The organism is Rhizobium sp. WW22 (assembly GCF_047041135.1).
Lineage (GTDB): Bacteria > Pseudomonadota > Alphaproteobacteria > Rhizobiales > Rhizobiaceae > Rhizobium.
Window position 1 is genome coordinate 2,955,426 of record NZ_CP178198.1, and the last position, 18,016, is coordinate 2,973,441.

The window sequence follows — 18,016 nt, forward strand, 5'->3', positions numbered from 1 at the left end:
TCGCCTGGCGCGATTCAATCGATCCGGCGCGCGGCTACCTTCTCCATCGCCTTCGCCAGCTTGACGTCATGATCGGTCAGGCCGCCGACGTCATGCGTCGTCAGTCTCACCTCGACCCGGGAATAGACGTTGAACCATTCCGGATGATGGTTGAATTTTTCCGCAGCAAGGGCTGCTTCCGTCATGAAGCCGAAGGCTTCGACGAAATTGCGAAACTTGAAGGTCTTCGAAATCGAAAGCCCGTCGGCCGCAAGCGCCCAGCCGGAGAGCTCCGCAAGATTTTCATCGATTGCCGCCCGGTCCAGCTTGTCGTATTTCATGGCAAGTCACTCCTCTCTAAAGCAATTCCAGGAATTGTGCGTAGCGGTTTTCCTGGAATTGCGTAAAAGCTCTAGCGGTTGAACGATAGCATGGATCGTCACAGGGTTCTTTTCGTCTGCGCGGGCAATATCTGCCGCTCGCCCCTCGCTGAAGGCATATTCAGGCATCTGGCTGATGAGGCCGGGCGTGGTGGCGAGTTCGAGATTGATTCAGCCGGTACCGGCGGCTGGCATCAGGGAGAACGCCCGGATCGCCGCTCGGTTGCGGTCGCCGCCGGCCACGGAATCGATATTTCAGCCCAGCGCGCCCGCCGCATTGAGCCGACCGATTTCAGCCGGTTCGATCTTATCCTGGCAATGGATCAAGACAATTTGAAGAACTTGCGCAAGACAGCGCCCGCCGATTCCCTCGGCAAACTGCATCTCTTCAATGTCCTTACGCTTGGCAGCAACAAGGACATCCCTGATCCCTACTACGGCGACCGCGAAGATTTCGAAGTCGTCTACACCATGCTCTTGGCAGGCTGTAGCGCGCTGTTGCCCAAAGTTGGGAACGCGCTGCGGGGCTCGTGAAGTGGGAATATCTCTTCGGTGAGATAAGGACCGCCGCCGACAGATTCGCGCGAGGACAGAAGCACGAAGCGCCCGACCGTGAAGGGCTGGGTATAGAAATTGCCGCGGCCGGAGAGATAGTGCACGACATCGTCGACCCGCGAGGATTTCAGCCTGGCGAGCGTCACATGCGGCGTGAACTTGCGTGGATCCGGCTGCAGGCCGATCCGCTGGCAGATGCGCTCGATCTCGCCTTGCAGCGCGAACATATCCGGTGTCTGCGAGACCCCGGCCCAAACCGAATGCGGTTTTTTGGAGCCGAAGGAACCGATGCCCTCCAGCCGAAGCTGGAATTCAGGTCGATCTATCCGGTCCAGCCGGTCGACGATCTCATCCGCCGTGCGGCCATCGACATCGCCGATGAAGCGCAAGGTGATATGATAATTTTCAACGTCGATCCACCTGGCTCCCGGGAGACCACCGCGCAACAATGACAGGCTCATGGCCGCATTGCGCGGAATTTCGAGGGCGGTAAAAAGTCTCGGCATGACGAGCACTCCCCGAATCTCTTGCAGGTACAGGTAGGGAATCACGCATTTGCAGTCGGTGCAAGCATCTATTTCGCACCTGCGTCAATCATCCCTACAAAACTCATAACATCAGGCAACATATGCTCGACCATCACATCGACCCCCTTGGGGTTCGGATGCATCCCGTCCGACAGCTGCAAATCCGCATGGGTGGCAACGCCATCGAGGAAGAACGGATAGAGCGAAAGCTGGTATTTGTCGGCCAGCCGCTTGTAGATCGGGTTGAATTTATCAGCGTAGTCGCCACCCATGTTCGGCGGCGCCAGCATACCGACCAAGAAGATCGGGATATTCCTGCCCTTCAATCGCTCGATCATCGTCTCGAGGTTCTTTTCCGTCTGTTCCGGCGGAATGCCGCGCAGTGCGTCGTTGGCGCCAAGCTCCAGGATCACACCATCAGTGCCATCGGGCACCGACCAGTCGATGCGCGAGAGGCCGCCTGAGGTCGTATCGCCCGAAACGCCGGCATCGGCGACGGCGATATCGAGCCCTTTGGCCTTCAGCGCCGCCTCAAGCTTCGCGGGAAAGCCGTCGCCCGGCGGCAGCTGATAGCCCGCCATCAGGCTGTCACCGAAGCCGACCAACTGGATCGTCCGTGCATTGGCAGAATGAACCGCGCCAAACAAAAGACCGAAAGTGATGACAGCGAAGTGAAGCGCGGCAACTTTAAAACCCATGATTCATTCCCTAAATTCGCTGCTCGGGCCAAATCGCGCCCGCCATTGTCTCTGATGTTCTCTGATATATAGGGCGTTCGCATTGGCAAAAACCATCATCGAGCTGAAGAAGGCGGATTTGACGCTCGGCAATGCCGCCGCATCAGTCCATGTGCTGAAGGGCATTGACCTCACCATCATGGAGGGTGAATCGGTGGGCATCGTCGGCCCGTCCGGTTCCGGCAAGTCCACTCTGCTGATGGTGCTGGCCGGCCTCGAAAAGCTCGACAGCGGCGAACTTCTGATCCGCGACACGCCACTGCATAGCCTGAGCGAAGATCGGATCGCAGATTTCCGCGGTCGCAACATCGGCATCGTTTTCCAATCCTTCCACCTGATCGCCAATATGACAGCGCTGGAAAATGTCGCCGTGCCGCTGGAACTTGCTAACGTCCGCGATGCATTCGATATCGCCCGACGCGAGCTGGAGGCGGTAGGTTTGGGCGAGAGACTCACGCACTATCCCGGCCAGCTCTCCGGCGGTGAACAGCAGCGTGTCGCCATCGCCCGCGCGCTGGCGCCTTCGCCCGCCGTCCTGATCGCCGACGAACCGACGGGCAATCTCGATACCGATACCGGCCGGCAGATCGCCGACCTGCTCTTCGCCCAGCAGGCCGAGCGCGGCACGACCATGCTGCTCGTCACCCATGATCCAGCCCTTGCCGCTCGCTGCTCGCGGCAGATCCGCGTCCGTTCCGGCGAAATCGAGAACGACAGCATGCGCACGCGCACCAACCAGGCAGCCATTGCATGAGCGCGACGGCGGGACTGCGCCTGCCCCTCGCCTTCCGCCTTGCCATGCGCGAATTGCGCGGCGGCCTTGGCGGCTTCTACATCTTCCTCGCCTGCATCGCCCTCGGCACCGGCGCGATCGCTGCGGTCAATTCCGTTTCCCGTTCGATCACCGACGCGATTTCGACGCAGGGACAATCGCTGCTATCAGGCGACGCTCGTTTTGAACTGCGCAATCGCGAGGCGACGCCGGAAGAATTCACCTATCTTCAAAGCTTAGGCAAAGTTTCGCGCTCCACCGGCCTGCGCTCCATGGCAAGGCTGCCCGATGGCTCCGACCAGGCGCTGGTCGAGGTGAAGGCCGTCGACGACGCCTATCCGCTCTACGGCACCTTCCAGGCCGATCCCGATCAGCCGTTGTCGACGCTGCTTGCCGCCAAGGACGGTGCCTATGGCGCCGTCGTGGCGCCGCTGCTGCTTGAACGGCTGAACCTCAAGGTCGGCGGCGATCTGCTGCTCGGCAACACCAGGCTGCGCATCACCGGCACCATCGCCAATGAACCGGACGCCGTCTCCGAAGGCTTCGGCTTCGCGCCACGTCTGCTCACCAGCCGCGACGCCCTGATTGCTTCCGGCCTGATCACCACGGGCAGTCTGGTCGAGCAATCCTACAAGATCCGCATGGACAACCCCGCAGCCGGCATCCGCAATCTCACTGACCGCGCCAATGCAGCCTTCCCGCAAGCCGGCTGGTCGATCCGCAGCAGTGATCGCGCTGCTCCCCAGCTCGCCGACAATGTCACGCGTTTCTCGCAATTCCTGACGCTGGTCGGCTTGGCGGCGCTCATCGTCGGCGGCGTCGGCGTAGCCAATGCCGTACGCGCTTTCCTCGATTCGAAGCGCACGACCATCGCCACGTTCAAATGCCTGGGCGCGCCGGCCTTCGTCGTTGTGCTGATCTATCTCATTCAGATCGCCGTCATTGCGCTTGCCGGCATAGCAATTGGCCTCGTCCTCGGCGCCATCGCGCCGATGATTGCGTCGCAATTCATGGCGGAATTCCTGCCGATTTCCACCGCCCCGCGGCTTTATCCCGGCGCGCTGACGCTCGCTGCCGTCTTCGGCCTGCTGACGACGCTTGCTTTCGCCATTCCGCCGCTCGGCCATGCCCGCGAGGTACCGGCAACGGCGCTGTTTCGCGAGCAGGGATTCGAAGCGCGCCGCCTGCCCGGCTGGCCCTATCTGCTCGCCGCCGGTGTGCTGATGGCAGCACTTGCTGCCTTGGCGATCGTCACCGCCTATGATCGCTTCATCGCGATCGTCTTCGTCGTTTCGATTGCCGCCGCCTTCGTAGTGCTGCGCGCCGTTGCCGCCGTGCTTTCCTGGCTTGCCCGCCGCAGCCCGCGCGTGCGCTCGCCCGCACTGCGCCTGGCGATCGGTAATATCCACCGACCAGGCGCGCTCACCTCCTCCGTCGTGCTATCGCTCGGCCTTGGGCTGGCGCTGTTGGTGACCCTGACGCTGATCGACGGCAATATGCGCCGTGAGCTCATGGGCCGCATGAGCGAGCAGGCGCCGAATTTCTTCTTCGTCGACATTCAGGGGCCGGAGCTGGAAGGCTTTCGCAAGATCGTGCTCGACATCGACCCCAAGGGCAAGCTCGTCGAGGCGCCGATGCTGCGCGGCCGGATCGTCGCCTTCAACGGCGAGGATGTCACCAAGATGAAGGTGCCGGCAGCAGGCCAATGGGTCCTGCGCGGCGACCGCGGCATCACCTATGCCGATACGGTGCCGGAAAATGCCTCGGTCACCGAAGGCAAATGGTGGGACAAGGACTATGGCGGCGAGCCGTTGGTTTCCTTCTCCGAAGAGGAAGGCAAGGCGCTCGGCCTGAAGCTCGGCGACAAGGTCACCGTCAACGTGCTCGGCCGCAACATCACCGCCAAGATCGCCAGTTTCCGCAAGATTCAATGGCAGTCGCTGTCGATCAATTTCGTGATGATCTTCTCGCCCAACACCTTCAGAGGCGCCCCGCACGCCTGGCTCGCCACCCTGACAGACACATCAGCCACCTCCGAACAGGAAGCAGCTATCCTGAGGAAAGTCACGAATACCTACCCGACTATCACAAGCGTCCGCGTCAAGGATGCTCTCGATGTCGTCAACACGCTTGTGGGACAACTCGCGACGGCCATTCGTTCCGCCGCATCTGTCGCGCTCATCGCGTCCGTGCTGGTGCTGGCCGGTGCGCTCGCTGCCGGCAACCGCGCCCGCACGCACGATGCCGTCATCCTCAAGACGCTCGGCGCAACGCGCGCAACATTGATCCGTGCCTTCAGCTACGAATACCTGATCCTGGGCGCGGCAACCGCCGTCTTCGCCTTGATCGCGGGGGCTGCCTCCGCCTGGTATATCGTCAGCCGCATCATGCACCTGCCCTCGGCCTTCCTGCCCGACGTTGCCCTCTCCACGCTGATTATCGCCCTGATTTTGACGGTCGGTATCGGCCTGATCGGTACTTGGCGGATTCTCGGGCAGAAAGCAGCGCCCGTTCTGCGCGAACTCTGATTCGTCTTTGCGCATTAACCGAACGCGATGAATCGGTACGATATTACGCCGATTTAACATGGGGCCGACCGCTAGACCCTTGTCTACAAGGCCCGAAAGCCTCATATTCTATGCAGGCATGCTGAGCTCCGCAGCGGCGCCTGGGCCTTGAAAGACCCGACACCGTAATCAAATCGGAGCTTGAAAGAGGAAAACATGGCTGACTTTCGCAATTACCAAAACCGGGCGCAGAGCGGTGCGCAATCCGGTGCGATGATAGACGAGGGCCTTCGAGCCTACATGCTCAAGGTCTATAACCTGATGGCGCTGGGTCTGGCGATCACGGGTGTTGCCGCCTATCTCTCCTTCTCGCTCGCTTTCGCAAACGGACAGATCACGGCTTTCGGCCAGGCGATCTATCTGAGCCCGCTGAAGTGGGTGGTCATTCTCGCCCCGCTGGCAATGGTCTTCTTCCTGAGCTTCAGGATCAACCGCATGAGTGTGGCCGCCGCGACGACGACCTTCTGGGTCTACGCCGCGCTGGTGGGCCTGTCGCTGTCGTCGATCTTCATCATCTACACCGGCCAGAGCGTCGTGCAGACCTTCTTCGTGACCGCCGCCTCCTTCGGCGCGCTGTCGCTCTACGGCTACACGACTAAGCGTGACCTGTCGGCGATGGGCTCGTTCCTGATGATGGGCCTCTTTGGCCTGATCATCGCGACGCTCGTCAACATCTTCCTGGCTTCGTCAGCCCTGCAGTTCGCCATCTCCGTGATCGGCGTCCTGATCTTCGCAGGCCTCACCGCTTACGATACGCAGCGGATCAAGGAAATGTACTACACCGCCGATGATGCGACGGTGGCTGGCCGCAAGGCGATCATGGGTGCCCTGTCGCTCTACCTCGACTTCATCAACCTGTTCATGTTCCTGCTGCAATTCATGGGCAACCGCCGTTAATCGCAAGGCATGAATGAGATACGAAAAGGCGGCTTCGGCCGCCTTTTTTGTTTGCTTGGGCACGCGCCCTGCGATTTGATAACTGCCGTCACAAATCCGCAGATCAGGCAATAGAAGCAATGTCCGTCAGCCTCCGCAGTGCAACCTCAGACGACCTTCCCCATATCACCGCCATCTACAGAGATTCCGTCCTGAACGGCACGGCAAGCTACGAAATCACACCGCCGGGCCAGGAGGAAATGACGGCCAGGTTCGAGGCGATCCGTGACAAGGGTTATCCCTATCTCGTTGCTGAAGACGATGCCGGCGCGTTCCTCGGCTATGCTTATGCCTCATCCTTCCGCACGCGGCCGGCCTATCGCTGGCTGGTGGAAGATTCGATCTATCTGGCGCCGGAGGCCCGAGGGCGCGGCATCGGCCGGTTGCTGCTCGATGCGCTCGTCGAAAGCTGCCAAACGCTTGGCTTCCGCCAGATGATCGCCGTCATCGGCGGCGCCCATCCCGCCTCCGTCGCCGTACACCGCGCCGCAGGCTTCACCGAAACCGGCCTGTTGAAAGGCACCGGCTACAAGCATGGCCGGTGGCTGGATACGATGCTGATGCAGAAGGCGCTCGGACACGGCGCGGAAACCGATCCGGATCCGTCGGTTTATCCGGGGACGTTGTTTGGGGGATAGTATCTGACCTGCCAGTCTGCAGTACAGCCCAACACTCTGCCGAAATGCGCAGAAACTACTTCTCCACCAGCTTCAGCTGCTTGTCGAAAACCTTCAGCACTTGATTCAGGTCATGACCACGTTTCAGGATCATGCCGCTGGTATTGACGACGGAAAAGGCGCCCTGCTTGGCCGAGAGCTTCGGATTCTTTTCGATGCGGAAGAGCGGCATCTCGCCGGAGCGCTTGAAGACGGAGAAAACCGCTTTGTCCTTTAAATGGTCGATGGCGTAGTCGCGCCACTCGCCCTCGCCGACCATGCGGCCATAGATCCAGAGAATCGCATCCAGCTCCCGGCGATGAAACGTCACCGGCAGCGGGTCCTTGCTCTGTTTGTATTCTCTGAGATCAACGACGACGGATGAATTGGTATCGACGGAACGGCTTTCACCGTGTCTCAAATCCGGCTGATCAGTCATCAATCCCCCAGGGGCTATCTCATGACAGGAGAATGACAGTTTGCCTCAGCCGCATCAAATTGCAAGACGGCTGGCGGCTCACAATTTCTTTCCCAGCTGTGAAAGCACCTCGTCAGCGCCGCATTTCAGCCAAAACGACGCCCAATTTACAGGAAGTATAGGGAACCGTTTGGCGCCGCCGCGTCAAACGGCCCGGCCGGGGCGCATCGATTAAACCCCAGCCCCGAATGCGTCCTCGCCGGGCACCTCCCCTTTTCGGCGCCAGCCAAAATAGGGCCCTTTTTGGCGTCACGCAAAATAGGGATCTTTCGGCCGTCAGCCCAAATATGGAGCCTTTTCGGCCCAAGCCGAATGAAGGGCTCCAGAAAAAACCGCTCAGCCGTCCGAGCCCACAGTCAAGACAGTCGCCCCTAGGATGGCGGCCGGATCGCCCGCAGGCGTCGATGCCTGCAGCAGAATCGCGAGGCCTCGCCGGCCGGCTTTATCGAGCACGGTAGAGGGCAGCACTAGGCTCATAGCCTTGCCGTCCCACATGCCCACCGTTTCGACATCGGAGACGGCATGCATATAGGCAATCTGCTGGCCGGTATTTTCGCCGCCCTTCGGCGCCACCATCTGCTCCTTGTCGAAATAGACGGCAACCACATTGGCCTTGCCCTGCCCGGCTCCGATCTTGATCTCCAGCTCGTCGCCCTTCATGGCGGCACTGACCGGAACCATCAGGCCCTCGCCAAGGCGCTCAAACTCGTCGAGCTTGACGTTGATGCCACTGAGATCGGCACCGTTCATATGGTCCCTGCCATTGACGATCGCCTGTGGCGTATAAACCCCGCTGCGGCCCATCGTCCGGGCATAGGCATACTGGCGCGCCGTATTGTCCTTGGACGCCATGGTGTCGTTCCAGCCGAGGTAGTTCCAATAGTCGACATGGTAAGCAAGCGCCACGACATTGCCCTGGCGGATCAGCTTGCGAAAGGCCGCGTCGGCGGGGGGACAGGACGCGCAGCCCTGCGAAGTGAAGAGTTCGACGACGCCCTTGATCTTCGGAGCCTCCTGCGCATGCAGCGAACTTGCCAGCGCGATGCCTGCCAGAAGTGGAACCAAAAATCGAAGGCGCATTTCTATCTCTACCTCTGCATCCAATCTCGAGCGCCGTCTGCCTACACGGGCTCTGCAAAACTCGCGCTTCTTGGGGCGACCAGGCCACATCAAGCCCGAAAAATCTGAAACAAGAGATAATAGTTTAACGCGCTGACGCAAAGTCACGATGGGGTGAGGCCGGAGTGAGCGGAAGTCTCACCGTACACATCACCGTGAAAAACAAGAGGCCGCCGGAAGAGTTTTCCGGCGGCCTCCCATAACAGTGTTGAATGCCTATCAGGCGGCGAGATCGCGCAGAACCGTCTGCAGGATGCCGCCATTGTTGACGTAGATGACCTCATCCAGCGTATCGATGCGGCAGATGATCGGAACATCCTTCACGGAGCCGTCGCCATAGGTGATCTTGGCGATCTTGCGCTCGCGCGGCTTGATGTTTTCCAGGCCTTCGATCGTGACCAGTTCATCGCCCTTCAGGCCGAGGCTTGCCCAGGTGGTGCCTTCCTCGAAGACGAAGGGGATGACGCCCATGCCGACGAGGTTCGAGCGGTGGATGCGCTCGAAGGACTGTGCGATCACGGCGCGCACGCCGAGCAGGTTCGTGCCCTTGGCAGCCCAGTCGCGCGACGAGCCGTTGCCATATTCGACACCTGCGAAGATGACGAGCGGAACACCCTCGGCCTTGTACTGCATGGCCGCATCGTAGATCGACGTCTCTTCCTTGGACGGATAATGGATGGTGTAGCCACCTTCCTTGCCGTTCGGGCCGAGCATGTGGTTGCGGATGCGGATGTTGGCGAAAGTGCCGCGCATCATGACTTCATGATTGCCGCGGCGCGTGCCGTACTGGTTGAAGTCGGCGACGCCGACGCCATGGCCGATGAGGTAGGAGCCGGCCGGCGAGGCAGCCTTGATCGAACCGGCCGGCGAAATGTGGTCGGTGGTGATCTTGTCGCCGAAAAGGCCGAGAACGCGAGCGCCCTTGATGTCGGAAATGCCGGCGCCCTTCTTGCCCATGCCTACGAAGTAGGGTGGGTTCTGCACATAGGTCGAGTTGTCGTCCCAGGCATAGGTCTGGCCCGGAGGAACCTGCACGGCCTGCCAGTTGGCATCGCCCTTGAAGACGTCCGCATACTTGGTCTCGTAGAGCTCGCGGGTGACGTATTTCAGGATGAATTCCTGTACTTCCTGCGAGGTCGGCCAGATGTCCTTGAGGAACACCGGCTTGCCGTTCTGGTCTTCGCCGATCGGCTCCTTCGTCAGGTCGAGCTGCACCGAGCCGGCGAGCGCGTAGGCGACGACGAGCGGCGGCGAAGCGAGATAGTTCGCCTGGACGTCGGGCGAGATGCGGCCTTCGAAGTTGCGGTTGCCGGAGAGGACGCCCGATACGATCAGGCCCTTATCGTTGATCGTCTTCGAGATCGGCGCCGGCAGCGGGCCGGAATTGCCGATGCAGGTGGTGCAGCCGAAGCCGACCAGGTTGAAGCCGAGCTTGTCGAGATCGGCCTGCAGGCCGGACTTGGCAAGATATTCGCCGACAACCTGAGATCCCGGTGCGAGCGAGGTCTTGACCCACGGCTTGGTCTTCAGGCCCTTGGCGACGGCGTTGCGGGCGAGAAGGCCGGCGGCGATCAGCACCGACGGGTTGGAGGTGTTGGTGCAGGAGGTGATGGCGGCAATTGCAACGTCGCCATGGCCGATGTCGAAATCCGTGCCTTCGACCGCATAGCGGTTGGAGAGCTGGCCGGGCTTCTTGTATTCGGTTTCGAGCGAGGTCGCGAAGCCGGAAGCGATGTTTTCCAGCGCGATACGGCCTTCCGGACGCTTCGGGCCGGCCATCGACGGAACGACGTCGTTAAGGTCGAGTTCCAGCGTGTCGGTGAAGACGAGGTCGGAACCGTCATTGTCACGCCACATGCCTTGAGCCTTGGAATAGGCTTCGACGAGCGCGATACGGTCCTTGGCGCGGCCGGACATGTTGAGATAGTTCAGCGTTTCCTTGTCGACCGGGAAGAAGCCGCAGGTCGCGCCGTATTCCGGACCCATGTTGCCGATGGTGGCACGGTCAGCGAGCGGCATGTTGTCGAGGCCGGGGCCGAAGAATTCGACGAACTTGGAAACGACGCCCTTCTTGCGCAGCATCTGCACGACGGTCAGAACGAGGTCGGTCGCGGTGACGCCTTCCTTGAGCTTGCCGGTCAGCCTGAAGCCGATGACCTCAGGAAGCAGCATGGAGACCGGCTGGCCGAGCATGGCAGCTTCAGCTTCGATACCGCCGACACCCCAGCCAAGAACGCCGAGGCCGTTGATCATGGTCGTGTGCGAATCGGTGCCGACGCAGGTGTCGGGATAGGCGATCGTTTCGCCGTCCTCTTCCTTCGTCCAGACGGTCTGGCCGAGATATTCGAGGTTCACCTGGTGACAGATGCCGGTGCCGGGGGGAACGACGCGGAAATTCTTGAATGCCTGCTGGCCCCACTTCAGGAAGCGGTAGCGCTCGCCGTTGCGCTGGTATTCCAGCTCGACGTTCTTGGCAAAAGCCTGCGGCGTGCCGAATTCGTCGACGATGACGGAGTGGTCGATGACGAGGTCGACGGGCACGAGCGGATTGATCTTTTCCGGATCGCCGCCGAGGGAGACCATGGCGTCGCGCATGGCGGCAAGGTCGACGACGGCCGGAACGCCGGTGAAGTCCTGCATCAGCACGCGCGCCGGGCGATAGGCGATTTCGTTCTCGACGGTGCCCTTGTTGGTCAGCCATTCGGCGACGGCAAGGATATGTTCCTTCGTGACTGACTGCCCGTCTTCAAAACGCAGCAGGTTTTCCAGAAGCACCTTCATGGAGTAAGGCAGCTTGGAAACGCCGGGCAGACCATTGGCCTCAGCCTTGGGCAGGCTGAAATAGACATAGTCTTTCCCGCCCACGGTCAGCGTGGAACGACAATTGAAACTGTCAAGAGATTTAGACACGAGATACCCCGTTTCTGATAGCCAACACAGTCGTGCGAACGCCTATGCACTTTATGCACATCAGGATGCGGGTACGGCCATTTCCGCTGTCCGCACGTAAGGCAGAAAACCTTATGTTCGGCGCAAGGATGAAATTCACGCCGACCGCTGGCGTGGTTGCAGGTCTTATAGATAATTTCGTAAAGACTTGCCAGAGTGACAAAGCGCAAATTTCGACAATTTTTTGCGCGTTGCGATAAAGAAAATAGGGAAAGCCCGAGCGAATGCATCTAAGCGCTGAAAAACTGGCTGCGAGGCGGGGTGAAGACCTGATTTTCTTGAATGTTTCCTTCAACTTGGCGAGTGGAGACGCACTCGTTTTGACCGGCCGCAACGGGTCGGGAAAATCGACGCTGCTGCGCGTTGTGGCGGGCCTTCTCAGACCGGAAAAAGGCACTGTCACATTCTCCGGAAATGACGGCAAATCGGGCCGTCCGGCCGGTGAAGCCAGCCACTATCTCGGCCACCGCAATGCAATGAAATCTGAGCTGACCGTGGCCGAAAATCTGATCTTCTGGAAAACCTTCCTCGCCGATATGCCGGGCGGCTCCGGTCTGAATGTCGATCAAGCGGCCGATGCCGTCGGGCTTGCCGGCATCACGCATCTGCCCTTCGGCTATCTCTCCGCCGGCCAGCAGCGGCGAATCGCTTTCGCCAAACTTCTGGTCGCCTACCGCCCTATCTGGATCCTCGACGAACCGACGGCAGCGCTCGACAGCTCCGCCGACCGGCTTTTTGCTGATCTGATCACCACGCATCAAAAAAGCGGCGGCATCGTTCTTGCGGCAACGCACCAGCCGCTGGGCTTGGAGAACGTACAGGAGATGCGGATGACGGGGTTTGCCGGGGCAAGTGAGGGGGTGTGGGGGTGATGCAGATACTCCTTCCCCTGCTGAGATTGCGACACCCCCCTCTGTCACTTCGTGACATCTCCCCCACAAGGGGGGAGATTGTTGGGAGTTCGCCTCACCTGCTTGCAAGGCCGTTGAGCTCTGTCTCTACGGATTCGATGTTTGATGGGGGCTTACGCGCGCCGCCAGTTACCAATCTTCCCCCCTGTGGGGGAGATGTCACGATAGTGACAGAGGGGGGTATCTCTCGTTACGGCAGGATCTCCCCATGACAGCCCTCTTCTTCCGCGACCTCAGACTTTCGGTGCGCGCCGGCGGCGGGGCGTTGATCGGTATCCTGTTCTTCCTGACCGTCGTCGCCATCATCCCTTTCGCCGTCGGCCCCGATCTCAAACTTCTCTCGCGCATCGGCCCTGCCATCGTCTGGATCGGCGCGTTGCTCGCAAGCCTCCTCGGCCTCGACCGACTGTTCCAGGCCGAACGCGACGATGGCTCGCTCGATCTGCTCGTCATGCAGGAAACGCCGCTGGTGCTGACGGTCTTCATCAAATGCGCGGCCCATTGGGTGGCGACCGGCCTGCCGCTTGTCATCGCCTCGCCGCTGCTCGGCCTCTTTATGAATATGAACGAGACCGCGATCGCGACGACGGCCTTGACGTTGCTCGTTGGCTCGCCGGCGCTCACCTTCATCGGCGCGGTCGGTGCCGCCGTCGCCGTGGCGCTGCCGCGCGGCGGGTTGCTGGTCTCCATTCTGGTGCTGCCGCTCACCATTCCCGTGCTGATCTTCGGCGTCAGCGCCACCTATGCCGCCGTCGAAGGACCACAGCCCTTCCTGCCGCCGTTTCTGATCCTGATCGCGCTGACCCTGTTCTTCGCAGTCCTCGGGCCGGTGGCCGCCGCCCTTGCCTTGCGGAACACGACGGATTGATCAGAGCAATTCCAGGAAAAGTGTGAAGCGGTTTTCCGTCCGGAATTGTGTAAATACAAAAGGATAGAGCGTTTTCGCGTTTCGAAGAAAAGCGGAAAGGCTCTGATGGAGATATTGTTTCGCCCATCTGAGGCGATGCGGTCGATTGCCGGAAAAGCCATATCGGGTTAAACAAGCCGCATGAGCGATATCACTGCGATCAGCCGTTTTTCCGACCTCGCCAACCCCACGCGGTTTCTGGCGTTGTCGGCGCGTCTCATTCCCTGGCTGGCGACGATTACAGCCATACTCCTAGCGATCGGACTCTACCTGTCCTTCTCCACTGAGGGGGACTACCAGCAAGGCGACACCGTCCGCATCATGTACATCCACGTTCCGTCCGCCTGGCTGTCGATGATGTGCTACACGATCATGAGCATGTCGGCGATCGGCACGCTGGTCTGGCGCCATCCGCTGGCCGATGTCGCCGGCAAGACGGCCGCCCCGCTCGGCGCCGCCTTCACCCTGATCGCGCTGGTCACCGGCTCGCTCTGGGGCAAGCCGATGTGGGGCACCTATTGGGTCTGGGATGCGCGTCTGACCTCGGTCTTCATCCTTTTCCTGATGTATCTCGGCTTGATTGCGCTCAACCGCGCCATGGACGATCCGTCGAAGGCCGCTCGCGTCGCCTCGATCCTGACGCTGGTCGGCTTCATCAATATCCCGATCATCAAGTTCTCCGTGGACTGGTGGAACACGCTGCATCAGTCGGAAAGCATCATGCGCATGGATGGCCCGGCCATCGATGCGGAATTCCTCTGGCCGCTCTTCACGATGGCGCTCGCCTTCACGCTGCTGTTCTTCACGCTGCACCTGATGGCGATTCGCAACGAGATCTGGCGCCGCCGCATCGCGACGCAGCGCCGTATGGCCGCGCGTATGGCAAGCCGGGAGGACTAGAATGTCGCATCCCTTCTACGTCTTCGGCTCCTATGGCTTTGCCGCCTTCATGATCCTCGCCATCATCGCCTGGATCTGGATCGACGGACGCCTGCGCCGCCGCGAACTTGCCGCATTGGAAGCCTCCGGCATCCGCCGCCGCTCGCAGCGCCCATCGGAAAACGAGACGAAATGACCACGGATGCCGATAACAAGGATCAGCCGAAATCCAGCGGCACCGCGCGCTATGTGCTGGCGCTCATTCCACTGATCGTCTTTGCCTGCATCGCATTTGCCGTCGGCAAGGTCATGTATGACCAGGAAGTGCACGGCACCGATATATCGGCCATTCCCTCGGCCCTGATCGGCACCAAGGCGCCGAAATTAGCGCTGGCGCCGCTCGACGGCTCCAACCTGCCGGCACTGACCGATGACGCCATCAAGGGCAAGCTGACCCTCGTCAACGTCTTCGCCTCATGGTGCATTCCCTGTCGTGACGAGCATCCTGTGCTGAAGGAACTCGCCAAGGACGGCCGGCTCAATATCGTCGCGATCAATTATAAGGATACGAGCGAGAATGCGCTGCGCTTCCTCGGCGAGCTCGGCAATCCCTACAACGCCATCGGCATCGACCCGAGCGGCTCGGCCGCCATCGACTGGGGCGTCTACGGCATCCCCGAATCCTATCTCGTCTCGCCCGACGGCACGATCCTCTACAAACAGGTCGGCCCCTTCACGCCAACCAGCCTGAAGGAAGGGCTCGATCCGGCGATAGCGAAGGCAACTGGCAAATCCTGATTGCTTAAAGCGCACTCTGCCACGTCTTGATCGCCTCGACCGGCCACACCAGCATCAACACGTTCAGCGTGAGATTATCGCGGATCAGATAGCCCGTAAGCAGTTCAAAGAAGATGGCAATGACGACTGTTACCAAGACCGGCGCACGCCAGGCAAACAGGAAGCCGACGACCATGAACACGGCATCCATCGACGAATTGAGAATGCTGTCGCCGACATAATCGAGCGAGATCGTCGCGGCGCGATATCGGTTGATGATGATCGGGGAATTCTCCAGGATTTCCCAGCCGGATTCGATCAGCATGGCAACGAAGAGCCGCATCGACAGCGGTTTGCCGCGCATGATCAGATGCGTGAGCCCGAAGAAAAGGAAGCCGTGGATGATGTGCGACGGCGTATACCAGTCGGCGATGTGCTGTGAATTGCCGCTGGATTTCACCACCGGCTCGAAAAGCTTGACGTAGCCGCAGGTGCAGATCGGCACGCGGCCCATCATATATTCGGTGACGATCTGCACGAGCAGAACGACGGCGCACGCGATGAACCAGAAGCTCTGTTGCCGATAGCGGCTTTGGGCGTCGATGGCTTCGCTCATTTACCGTTTTCCGCCGGTTGTTCGATCGTGTGCTTCATGATCAGCGGCATCTGCGACAGAGTGAAGAGGATGGTGAGCGGCATCGTTCCCCAGACCTTGAAGTTCACCCAGAGATTATCCGCCGCCTTGGTGTCGGGCAGGTAGAGCCAGTTCGAACCACGCCAGACGACTTCGTTAAGCACGGCGAGAACGAAGAAGAAAATGCCCCAGCGCAGCGTCAACTTGCGCCAGCCCTCGGCATCCAGCTGAAAGGCGGCATTGAAGACATAGCCGAGCAGCGACTTGCCGAAGGCAAGACCGCCGAGCAGCGCGACGCCGAACAGCGCATTGACGATGGTCGGCTTCATTTTGATGAAGGTTTCGTTCTGCAGGTAAATGCCGAGCGCGCCGAAGATCAGCACCACGATGCCGGAGACGAAGGGCATGAGCGGCAGATGGCCGAGCATGACCTTCGAAACGATGAGCGAGATCAACGTTGCCGCCATGAACAGGCCGGTGGCGACGAAAAGCGGGCCGCCGAGCGCTGCGAGCTGTGGGAAATGCTGCACCAGCCAGTCGCCACGCAGATTGCCGAAGAAGAACACCAGCAAAGGCCCGAGTTCCAGCACCAGCTTCAGCATGGGGTGGTGTTTGTCGGCAGCACTTGGGGTGAGATCGCTGTCGCTGGTCGTCATTGCGGCACTTTCCCTGTCATCAAACTTGTCATCGAATTTGTTCTTGTCATTCATTGGCTGTTTACAGCCCCCGTACCGGCAATGGCATGGGCAAAATCCTCGGCTTCGAACGGCTCGAGATCGTCTACACCCTCGCCGACGCCGATGAAATAGACCGGCAGCTTGTGCTTGGCCGAAATGGCGACGAGGATGCCGCCGCGGGCCGTGCCGTCGAGCTTCGTCATGATTAGCCCGTTGACGCCGGCAACATTGCGGAAGATTTCCACCTGGTTCAAGGCGTTCTGGCCGGTCGTCGCATCAAGCGTCTGCAGCACGGTATGCGGCGCATCCGGATCGAGCTTGCCGAGCACGCGCACGATCTTTTCCAGCTCGGCCATCAGCTCCGCCTTGTTCTGCAGACGCCCGGCGGTATCGATGATCAAAACGTCGCTCTTGTTGGCCTTGGCCTGCTGGAAGGCATCGAAGGCAAGGCCGGCGGCATCCGCCCCGATCTTGGTACCGATGAAATCCGACTTAGTGCGCTCGGCCCAGATCTTCAGCTGCTCGATGGCAGCCGCACGGAACGTATCGCCGGCGGCCAGCGTAACCTTCAACCCGGCGCTGGAGAGCTTCGCCGCCAGCTTGCCGATCGTCGTCGTCTTGCCGGTGCCGTTGACGCCGACAACAAGGATCACATGCGGCTTGTGACTGAGATCGAGCTGCAGGGGCTTGGCGACCGGCTTCAGCACCTTGGCAATCTCCTGCGCCATGATGCGGCTGACATCTTCGCCCGTCACATCCTTGCCATAGCGCTCCGAGGCGAGCGTATCGGTGACCCGCATCGCCGTCTCGACACCGAGATCGGCTTGGATCAGCAGATCCTCCAGATCCTGCAGCGTCTGATCGTCAAGCTTGCGCTTGGTGAAAAGCGCCGCGATCTGGCCGCTCAGCTGCGACGAGGTGCGCGCCAGCCCGGCTCGCAGGCGCTGGAACCAGGAGAGCTTTTGCTTCGGGGATTCCGGAACGGGTGCGGGAGCCGACGCGACTGTGGAGAAGCCCTTGGGGAGGATTGGGGCTTCGGCCGAGGGTTCGCTGATTTCGGATGAGGGCTCCGGGGCTGTCGGCGTTTCTGCGTTCTTCGACGAAAGGTCAGAGTTTGCCGAAGCTTCTTCACCCCCCTCTGTCCTATCGGACATCTCCCCCACAAGGGGGGAAATCGGTTCGATGGGGTGCTCTTCCGAAACTAGATTAGCTTCGGTATCTGCAGCTTGCTCCGGTTCGATTGCCTGACGATCTTCGGGCTGCTCTTGCGACTCGACCTCAAGGGAACCGGAAGCCTCGGCGGCCTCGATCTCTTTCGCGCCGGAAGCATCTGCCTCGCTTTGACCCTCTTGCTCAACCGGCGCTTCACCCTCCAACCGATCTCCCCCCTCGTGGGGGAGATGTCCCGAAGGGACAGAGGGGGGTGATGCAGGCTCGGCAGGTTCTGACGCCGGCGAAACATCCACGACAGGCGCGTCAACCCCAGTCAAATCCTCCGCAGGCGCCAGCTCCTCGGCCGGCTTTTCACGGCCGAAGGTGAAGACTTTTTTGATGAAACCGAGCGCCATGAAGTGTC

General features: G+C 60.4%; 19 protein-coding genes. 10 read left to right on the forward strand and 9 right to left on the reverse strand.

Going from position 1 to position 18,016, the window contains the following annotated elements:
- Positions 1–14 precede the first annotated feature (14 nt).
- The gene (locus tag ACK83U_RS14525; RefSeq protein ID WP_112607863.1) at positions 15–320 is read right to left on the reverse strand and encodes a 4a-hydroxytetrahydrobiopterin dehydratase; all 306 of its coding nucleotides are present in this window, start codon (positions 318–320) and stop codon (positions 15–17) included.
- A 90-nt stretch (positions 321–410) separates the two neighbouring features.
- On the opposite strand from ACK83U_RS14525, the gene ACK83U_RS14530 reads away from it, so the two are divergent.
- Complete coding sequence (locus tag ACK83U_RS14530; protein ID WP_112607865.1) at positions 411–893, forward strand: low molecular weight protein-tyrosine-phosphatase; 483 nt, start codon at positions 411–413, stop codon at positions 891–893.
- On the opposite strand, the gene thpR is transcribed toward ACK83U_RS14530, so the two are convergent.
- Entirely contained in the window at positions 824–1,420 is a 597-nt protein-coding gene (gene thpR / locus ACK83U_RS14535) for an RNA 2',3'-cyclic phosphodiesterase (RefSeq protein WP_015341452.1), read from the reverse strand. The genes ACK83U_RS14530 and thpR overlap by 70 nt on opposite strands.
- A gap of 68 nt (positions 1,421–1,488) precedes the next feature.
- Positions 1,489–2,139: an arylesterase gene (locus tag ACK83U_RS14540; RefSeq protein WP_112607867.1), complete on the reverse strand. Its 651-nt coding sequence runs from the start codon at positions 2,137–2,139 to the stop codon at positions 1,489–1,491.
- Between the two features lie 82 nt (positions 2,140–2,221).
- Here ACK83U_RS14540 and ACK83U_RS14545 point away from each other — a divergent pair, with 82 nt between their 5' ends.
- From ACK83U_RS14545 to ACK83U_RS14560, 4 genes are all read left to right on the forward strand, one after another.
- Positions 2,222–2,932: an ABC transporter ATP-binding protein gene (locus tag ACK83U_RS14545; protein ID WP_112607869.1), complete on the forward strand. Its 711-nt coding sequence runs from the start codon at positions 2,222–2,224 to the stop codon at positions 2,930–2,932.
- Positions 2,929–5,478, forward strand: a complete 2,550-nt coding sequence (locus ACK83U_RS14550; protein ID WP_112607871.1) for an ABC transporter permease — start codon at positions 2,929–2,931, stop codon at positions 5,476–5,478. The genes ACK83U_RS14545 and ACK83U_RS14550 overlap by 4 nt, the downstream gene beginning before the upstream one ends.
- Positions 5,479–5,673: 195 nt before the next feature.
- Positions 5,674–6,414 carry a Bax inhibitor-1/YccA family protein gene (locus ACK83U_RS14555; RefSeq protein ID WP_075853634.1) on the forward strand — a complete coding sequence of 247 codons (741 nt, stop codon included), beginning with the start codon at positions 5,674–5,676 and terminating at the stop codon, positions 6,412–6,414.
- Between the two features lie 119 nt (positions 6,415–6,533).
- Positions 6,534–7,091 carry a GNAT family N-acetyltransferase gene (locus tag ACK83U_RS14560; protein WP_112607873.1) on the forward strand — a complete coding sequence of 186 codons (558 nt, stop codon included), beginning with the start codon at positions 6,534–6,536 and terminating at the stop codon, positions 7,089–7,091.
- Between the two features lie 55 nt (positions 7,092–7,146).
- Here ACK83U_RS14560 and ACK83U_RS14565 read toward each other — a convergent pair whose 3' ends face one another.
- From ACK83U_RS14565 to acnA, 3 genes are all read right to left on the reverse strand, one after another.
- A complete protein-coding gene (locus ACK83U_RS14565) occupies positions 7,147–7,548 on the reverse strand; it encodes a DUF2794 domain-containing protein (RefSeq protein ID WP_112336326.1) in 402 nt (133 codons plus the stop codon).
- Between the two features lie 375 nt (positions 7,549–7,923).
- The gene (locus tag ACK83U_RS14570) at positions 7,924–8,667 is read right to left on the reverse strand and encodes a DUF1223 domain-containing protein (RefSeq protein ID WP_112336325.1); all 744 of its coding nucleotides are present in this window, start codon (positions 8,665–8,667) and stop codon (positions 7,924–7,926) included.
- A 258-nt stretch (positions 8,668–8,925) separates the two neighbouring features.
- Complete coding sequence (gene acnA, locus ACK83U_RS14575) at positions 8,926–11,616, reverse strand: aconitate hydratase AcnA (RefSeq protein WP_112607875.1); 2,691 nt, start codon at positions 11,614–11,616, stop codon at positions 8,926–8,928.
- A gap of 263 nt (positions 11,617–11,879) precedes the next feature.
- Here acnA and ccmA point away from each other — a divergent pair, with 263 nt between their 5' ends.
- From ccmA to ACK83U_RS14600, 5 genes are all read left to right on the forward strand, one after another.
- Positions 11,880–12,527: a heme ABC exporter ATP-binding protein CcmA gene (ccmA, locus tag ACK83U_RS14580; protein ID WP_112607877.1), complete on the forward strand. Its 648-nt coding sequence runs from the start codon at positions 11,880–11,882 to the stop codon at positions 12,525–12,527.
- Positions 12,528–12,774: 247 nt separating this feature from the next.
- Entirely contained in the window at positions 12,775–13,434 is a 660-nt protein-coding gene (ccmB, locus tag ACK83U_RS14585; RefSeq protein WP_112607879.1) for a heme exporter protein CcmB, read from the forward strand.
- Between the two features lie 180 nt (positions 13,435–13,614).
- Positions 13,615–14,373, forward strand: coding sequence for a heme ABC transporter permease (locus ACK83U_RS14590; protein WP_112607881.1), 759 nt, complete (start codon positions 13,615–13,617; stop codon positions 14,371–14,373).
- Position 14,374: 1 nt separating this feature from the next.
- Positions 14,375–14,548, forward strand: a complete 174-nt coding sequence (gene ccmD, locus ACK83U_RS14595; RefSeq protein WP_112607883.1) for a heme exporter protein CcmD — start codon at positions 14,375–14,377, stop codon at positions 14,546–14,548.
- Positions 14,545–15,150 (forward strand): DsbE family thiol:disulfide interchange protein, encoded by a 606-nt coding sequence (locus ACK83U_RS14600; protein WP_112607885.1) that lies wholly within the window; start codon positions 14,545–14,547, stop codon positions 15,148–15,150. Before ccmD ends, ACK83U_RS14600 begins: the two co-directional genes overlap by 4 nt.
- A 4-nt stretch (positions 15,151–15,154) precedes the next feature.
- Here ACK83U_RS14600 and ACK83U_RS14605 read toward each other — a convergent pair whose 3' ends face one another.
- The 3 genes from ACK83U_RS14605 to ftsY are packed head-to-tail and all read right to left on the reverse strand — an operon-like array spanning position 15,155 to position 18,008.
- On the reverse strand, positions 15,155–15,745 hold the full coding sequence (locus ACK83U_RS14605) for a DUF2585 domain-containing protein (protein WP_112399477.1): 591 nt from the start codon (positions 15,743–15,745) through the stop codon (positions 15,155–15,157).
- Positions 15,742–16,419: a septation protein A gene (locus ACK83U_RS14610; protein WP_412474652.1), complete on the reverse strand. Its 678-nt coding sequence runs from the start codon at positions 16,417–16,419 to the stop codon at positions 15,742–15,744. The genes ACK83U_RS14605 and ACK83U_RS14610 overlap by 4 nt, the downstream gene beginning before the upstream one ends.
- Positions 16,420–16,469: 50 nt before the next feature.
- Positions 16,470–18,008, reverse strand: coding sequence for a signal recognition particle-docking protein FtsY (gene ftsY, locus ACK83U_RS14615; RefSeq protein WP_112607889.1), 1,539 nt, complete (start codon positions 18,006–18,008; stop codon positions 16,470–16,472).
- Between the last annotated feature and the right edge of the window lie 8 nt (positions 18,009–18,016).

Coding starts and splice junctions, on each gene's coding strand:
- ACK83U_RS14525 (WP_112607863.1), bottom strand. CDS start 320: ATGAAATACGACAAGCTGGACCGGGCGGCAATCGATGAAAATCTTGCG.
- ACK83U_RS14530 (WP_112607865.1), top strand. CDS start 411: ATGGATCGTCACAGGGTTCTTTTCGTCTGCGCGGGCAATATCTGCCGC.
- thpR (WP_015341452.1), bottom strand. CDS start 1,420: ATGCCGAGACTTTTTACCGCCCTCGAAATTCCGCGCAATGCGGCCATG.
- ACK83U_RS14540 (WP_112607867.1), bottom strand. CDS start 2,139: ATGGGTTTTAAAGTTGCCGCGCTTCACTTCGCTGTCATCACTTTCGGT.
- ACK83U_RS14550 (WP_112607871.1), top strand. CDS start 2,929: ATGAGCGCGACGGCGGGACTGCGCCTGCCCCTCGCCTTCCGCCTTGCC.
- ACK83U_RS14555 (WP_075853634.1), top strand. CDS start 5,674: ATGGCTGACTTTCGCAATTACCAAAACCGGGCGCAGAGCGGTGCGCAA.
- ACK83U_RS14560 (WP_112607873.1), top strand. CDS start 6,534: ATGTCCGTCAGCCTCCGCAGTGCAACCTCAGACGACCTTCCCCATATC.
- ACK83U_RS14565 (WP_112336326.1), bottom strand. CDS start 7,548: ATGACTGATCAGCCGGATTTGAGACACGGTGAAAGCCGTTCCGTCGAT.
- ACK83U_RS14570 (WP_112336325.1), bottom strand. CDS start 8,667: ATGCGCCTTCGATTTTTGGTTCCACTTCTGGCAGGCATCGCGCTGGCA.
- ccmA (WP_112607877.1), top strand. CDS start 11,880: ATGCATCTAAGCGCTGAAAAACTGGCTGCGAGGCGGGGTGAAGACCTG.
- ccmB (WP_112607879.1), top strand. CDS start 12,775: ATGACAGCCCTCTTCTTCCGCGACCTCAGACTTTCGGTGCGCGCCGGC.
- ACK83U_RS14590 (WP_112607881.1), top strand. CDS start 13,615: ATGAGCGATATCACTGCGATCAGCCGTTTTTCCGACCTCGCCAACCCC.
- ccmD (WP_112607883.1), top strand. CDS start 14,375: ATGTCGCATCCCTTCTACGTCTTCGGCTCCTATGGCTTTGCCGCCTTC.
- ACK83U_RS14600 (WP_112607885.1), top strand. CDS start 14,545: ATGACCACGGATGCCGATAACAAGGATCAGCCGAAATCCAGCGGCACC.
- ACK83U_RS14605 (WP_112399477.1), bottom strand. CDS start 15,745: ATGAGCGAAGCCATCGACGCCCAAAGCCGCTATCGGCAACAGAGCTTC.
- ACK83U_RS14610 (WP_412474652.1), bottom strand. CDS start 16,419: ATGACGACCAGCGACAGCGATCTCACCCCAAGTGCTGCCGACAAACAC.
- ftsY (WP_112607889.1), bottom strand. CDS start 18,008: ATGGCGCTCGGTTTCATCAAAAAAGTCTTCACCTTCGGCCGTGAAAAG.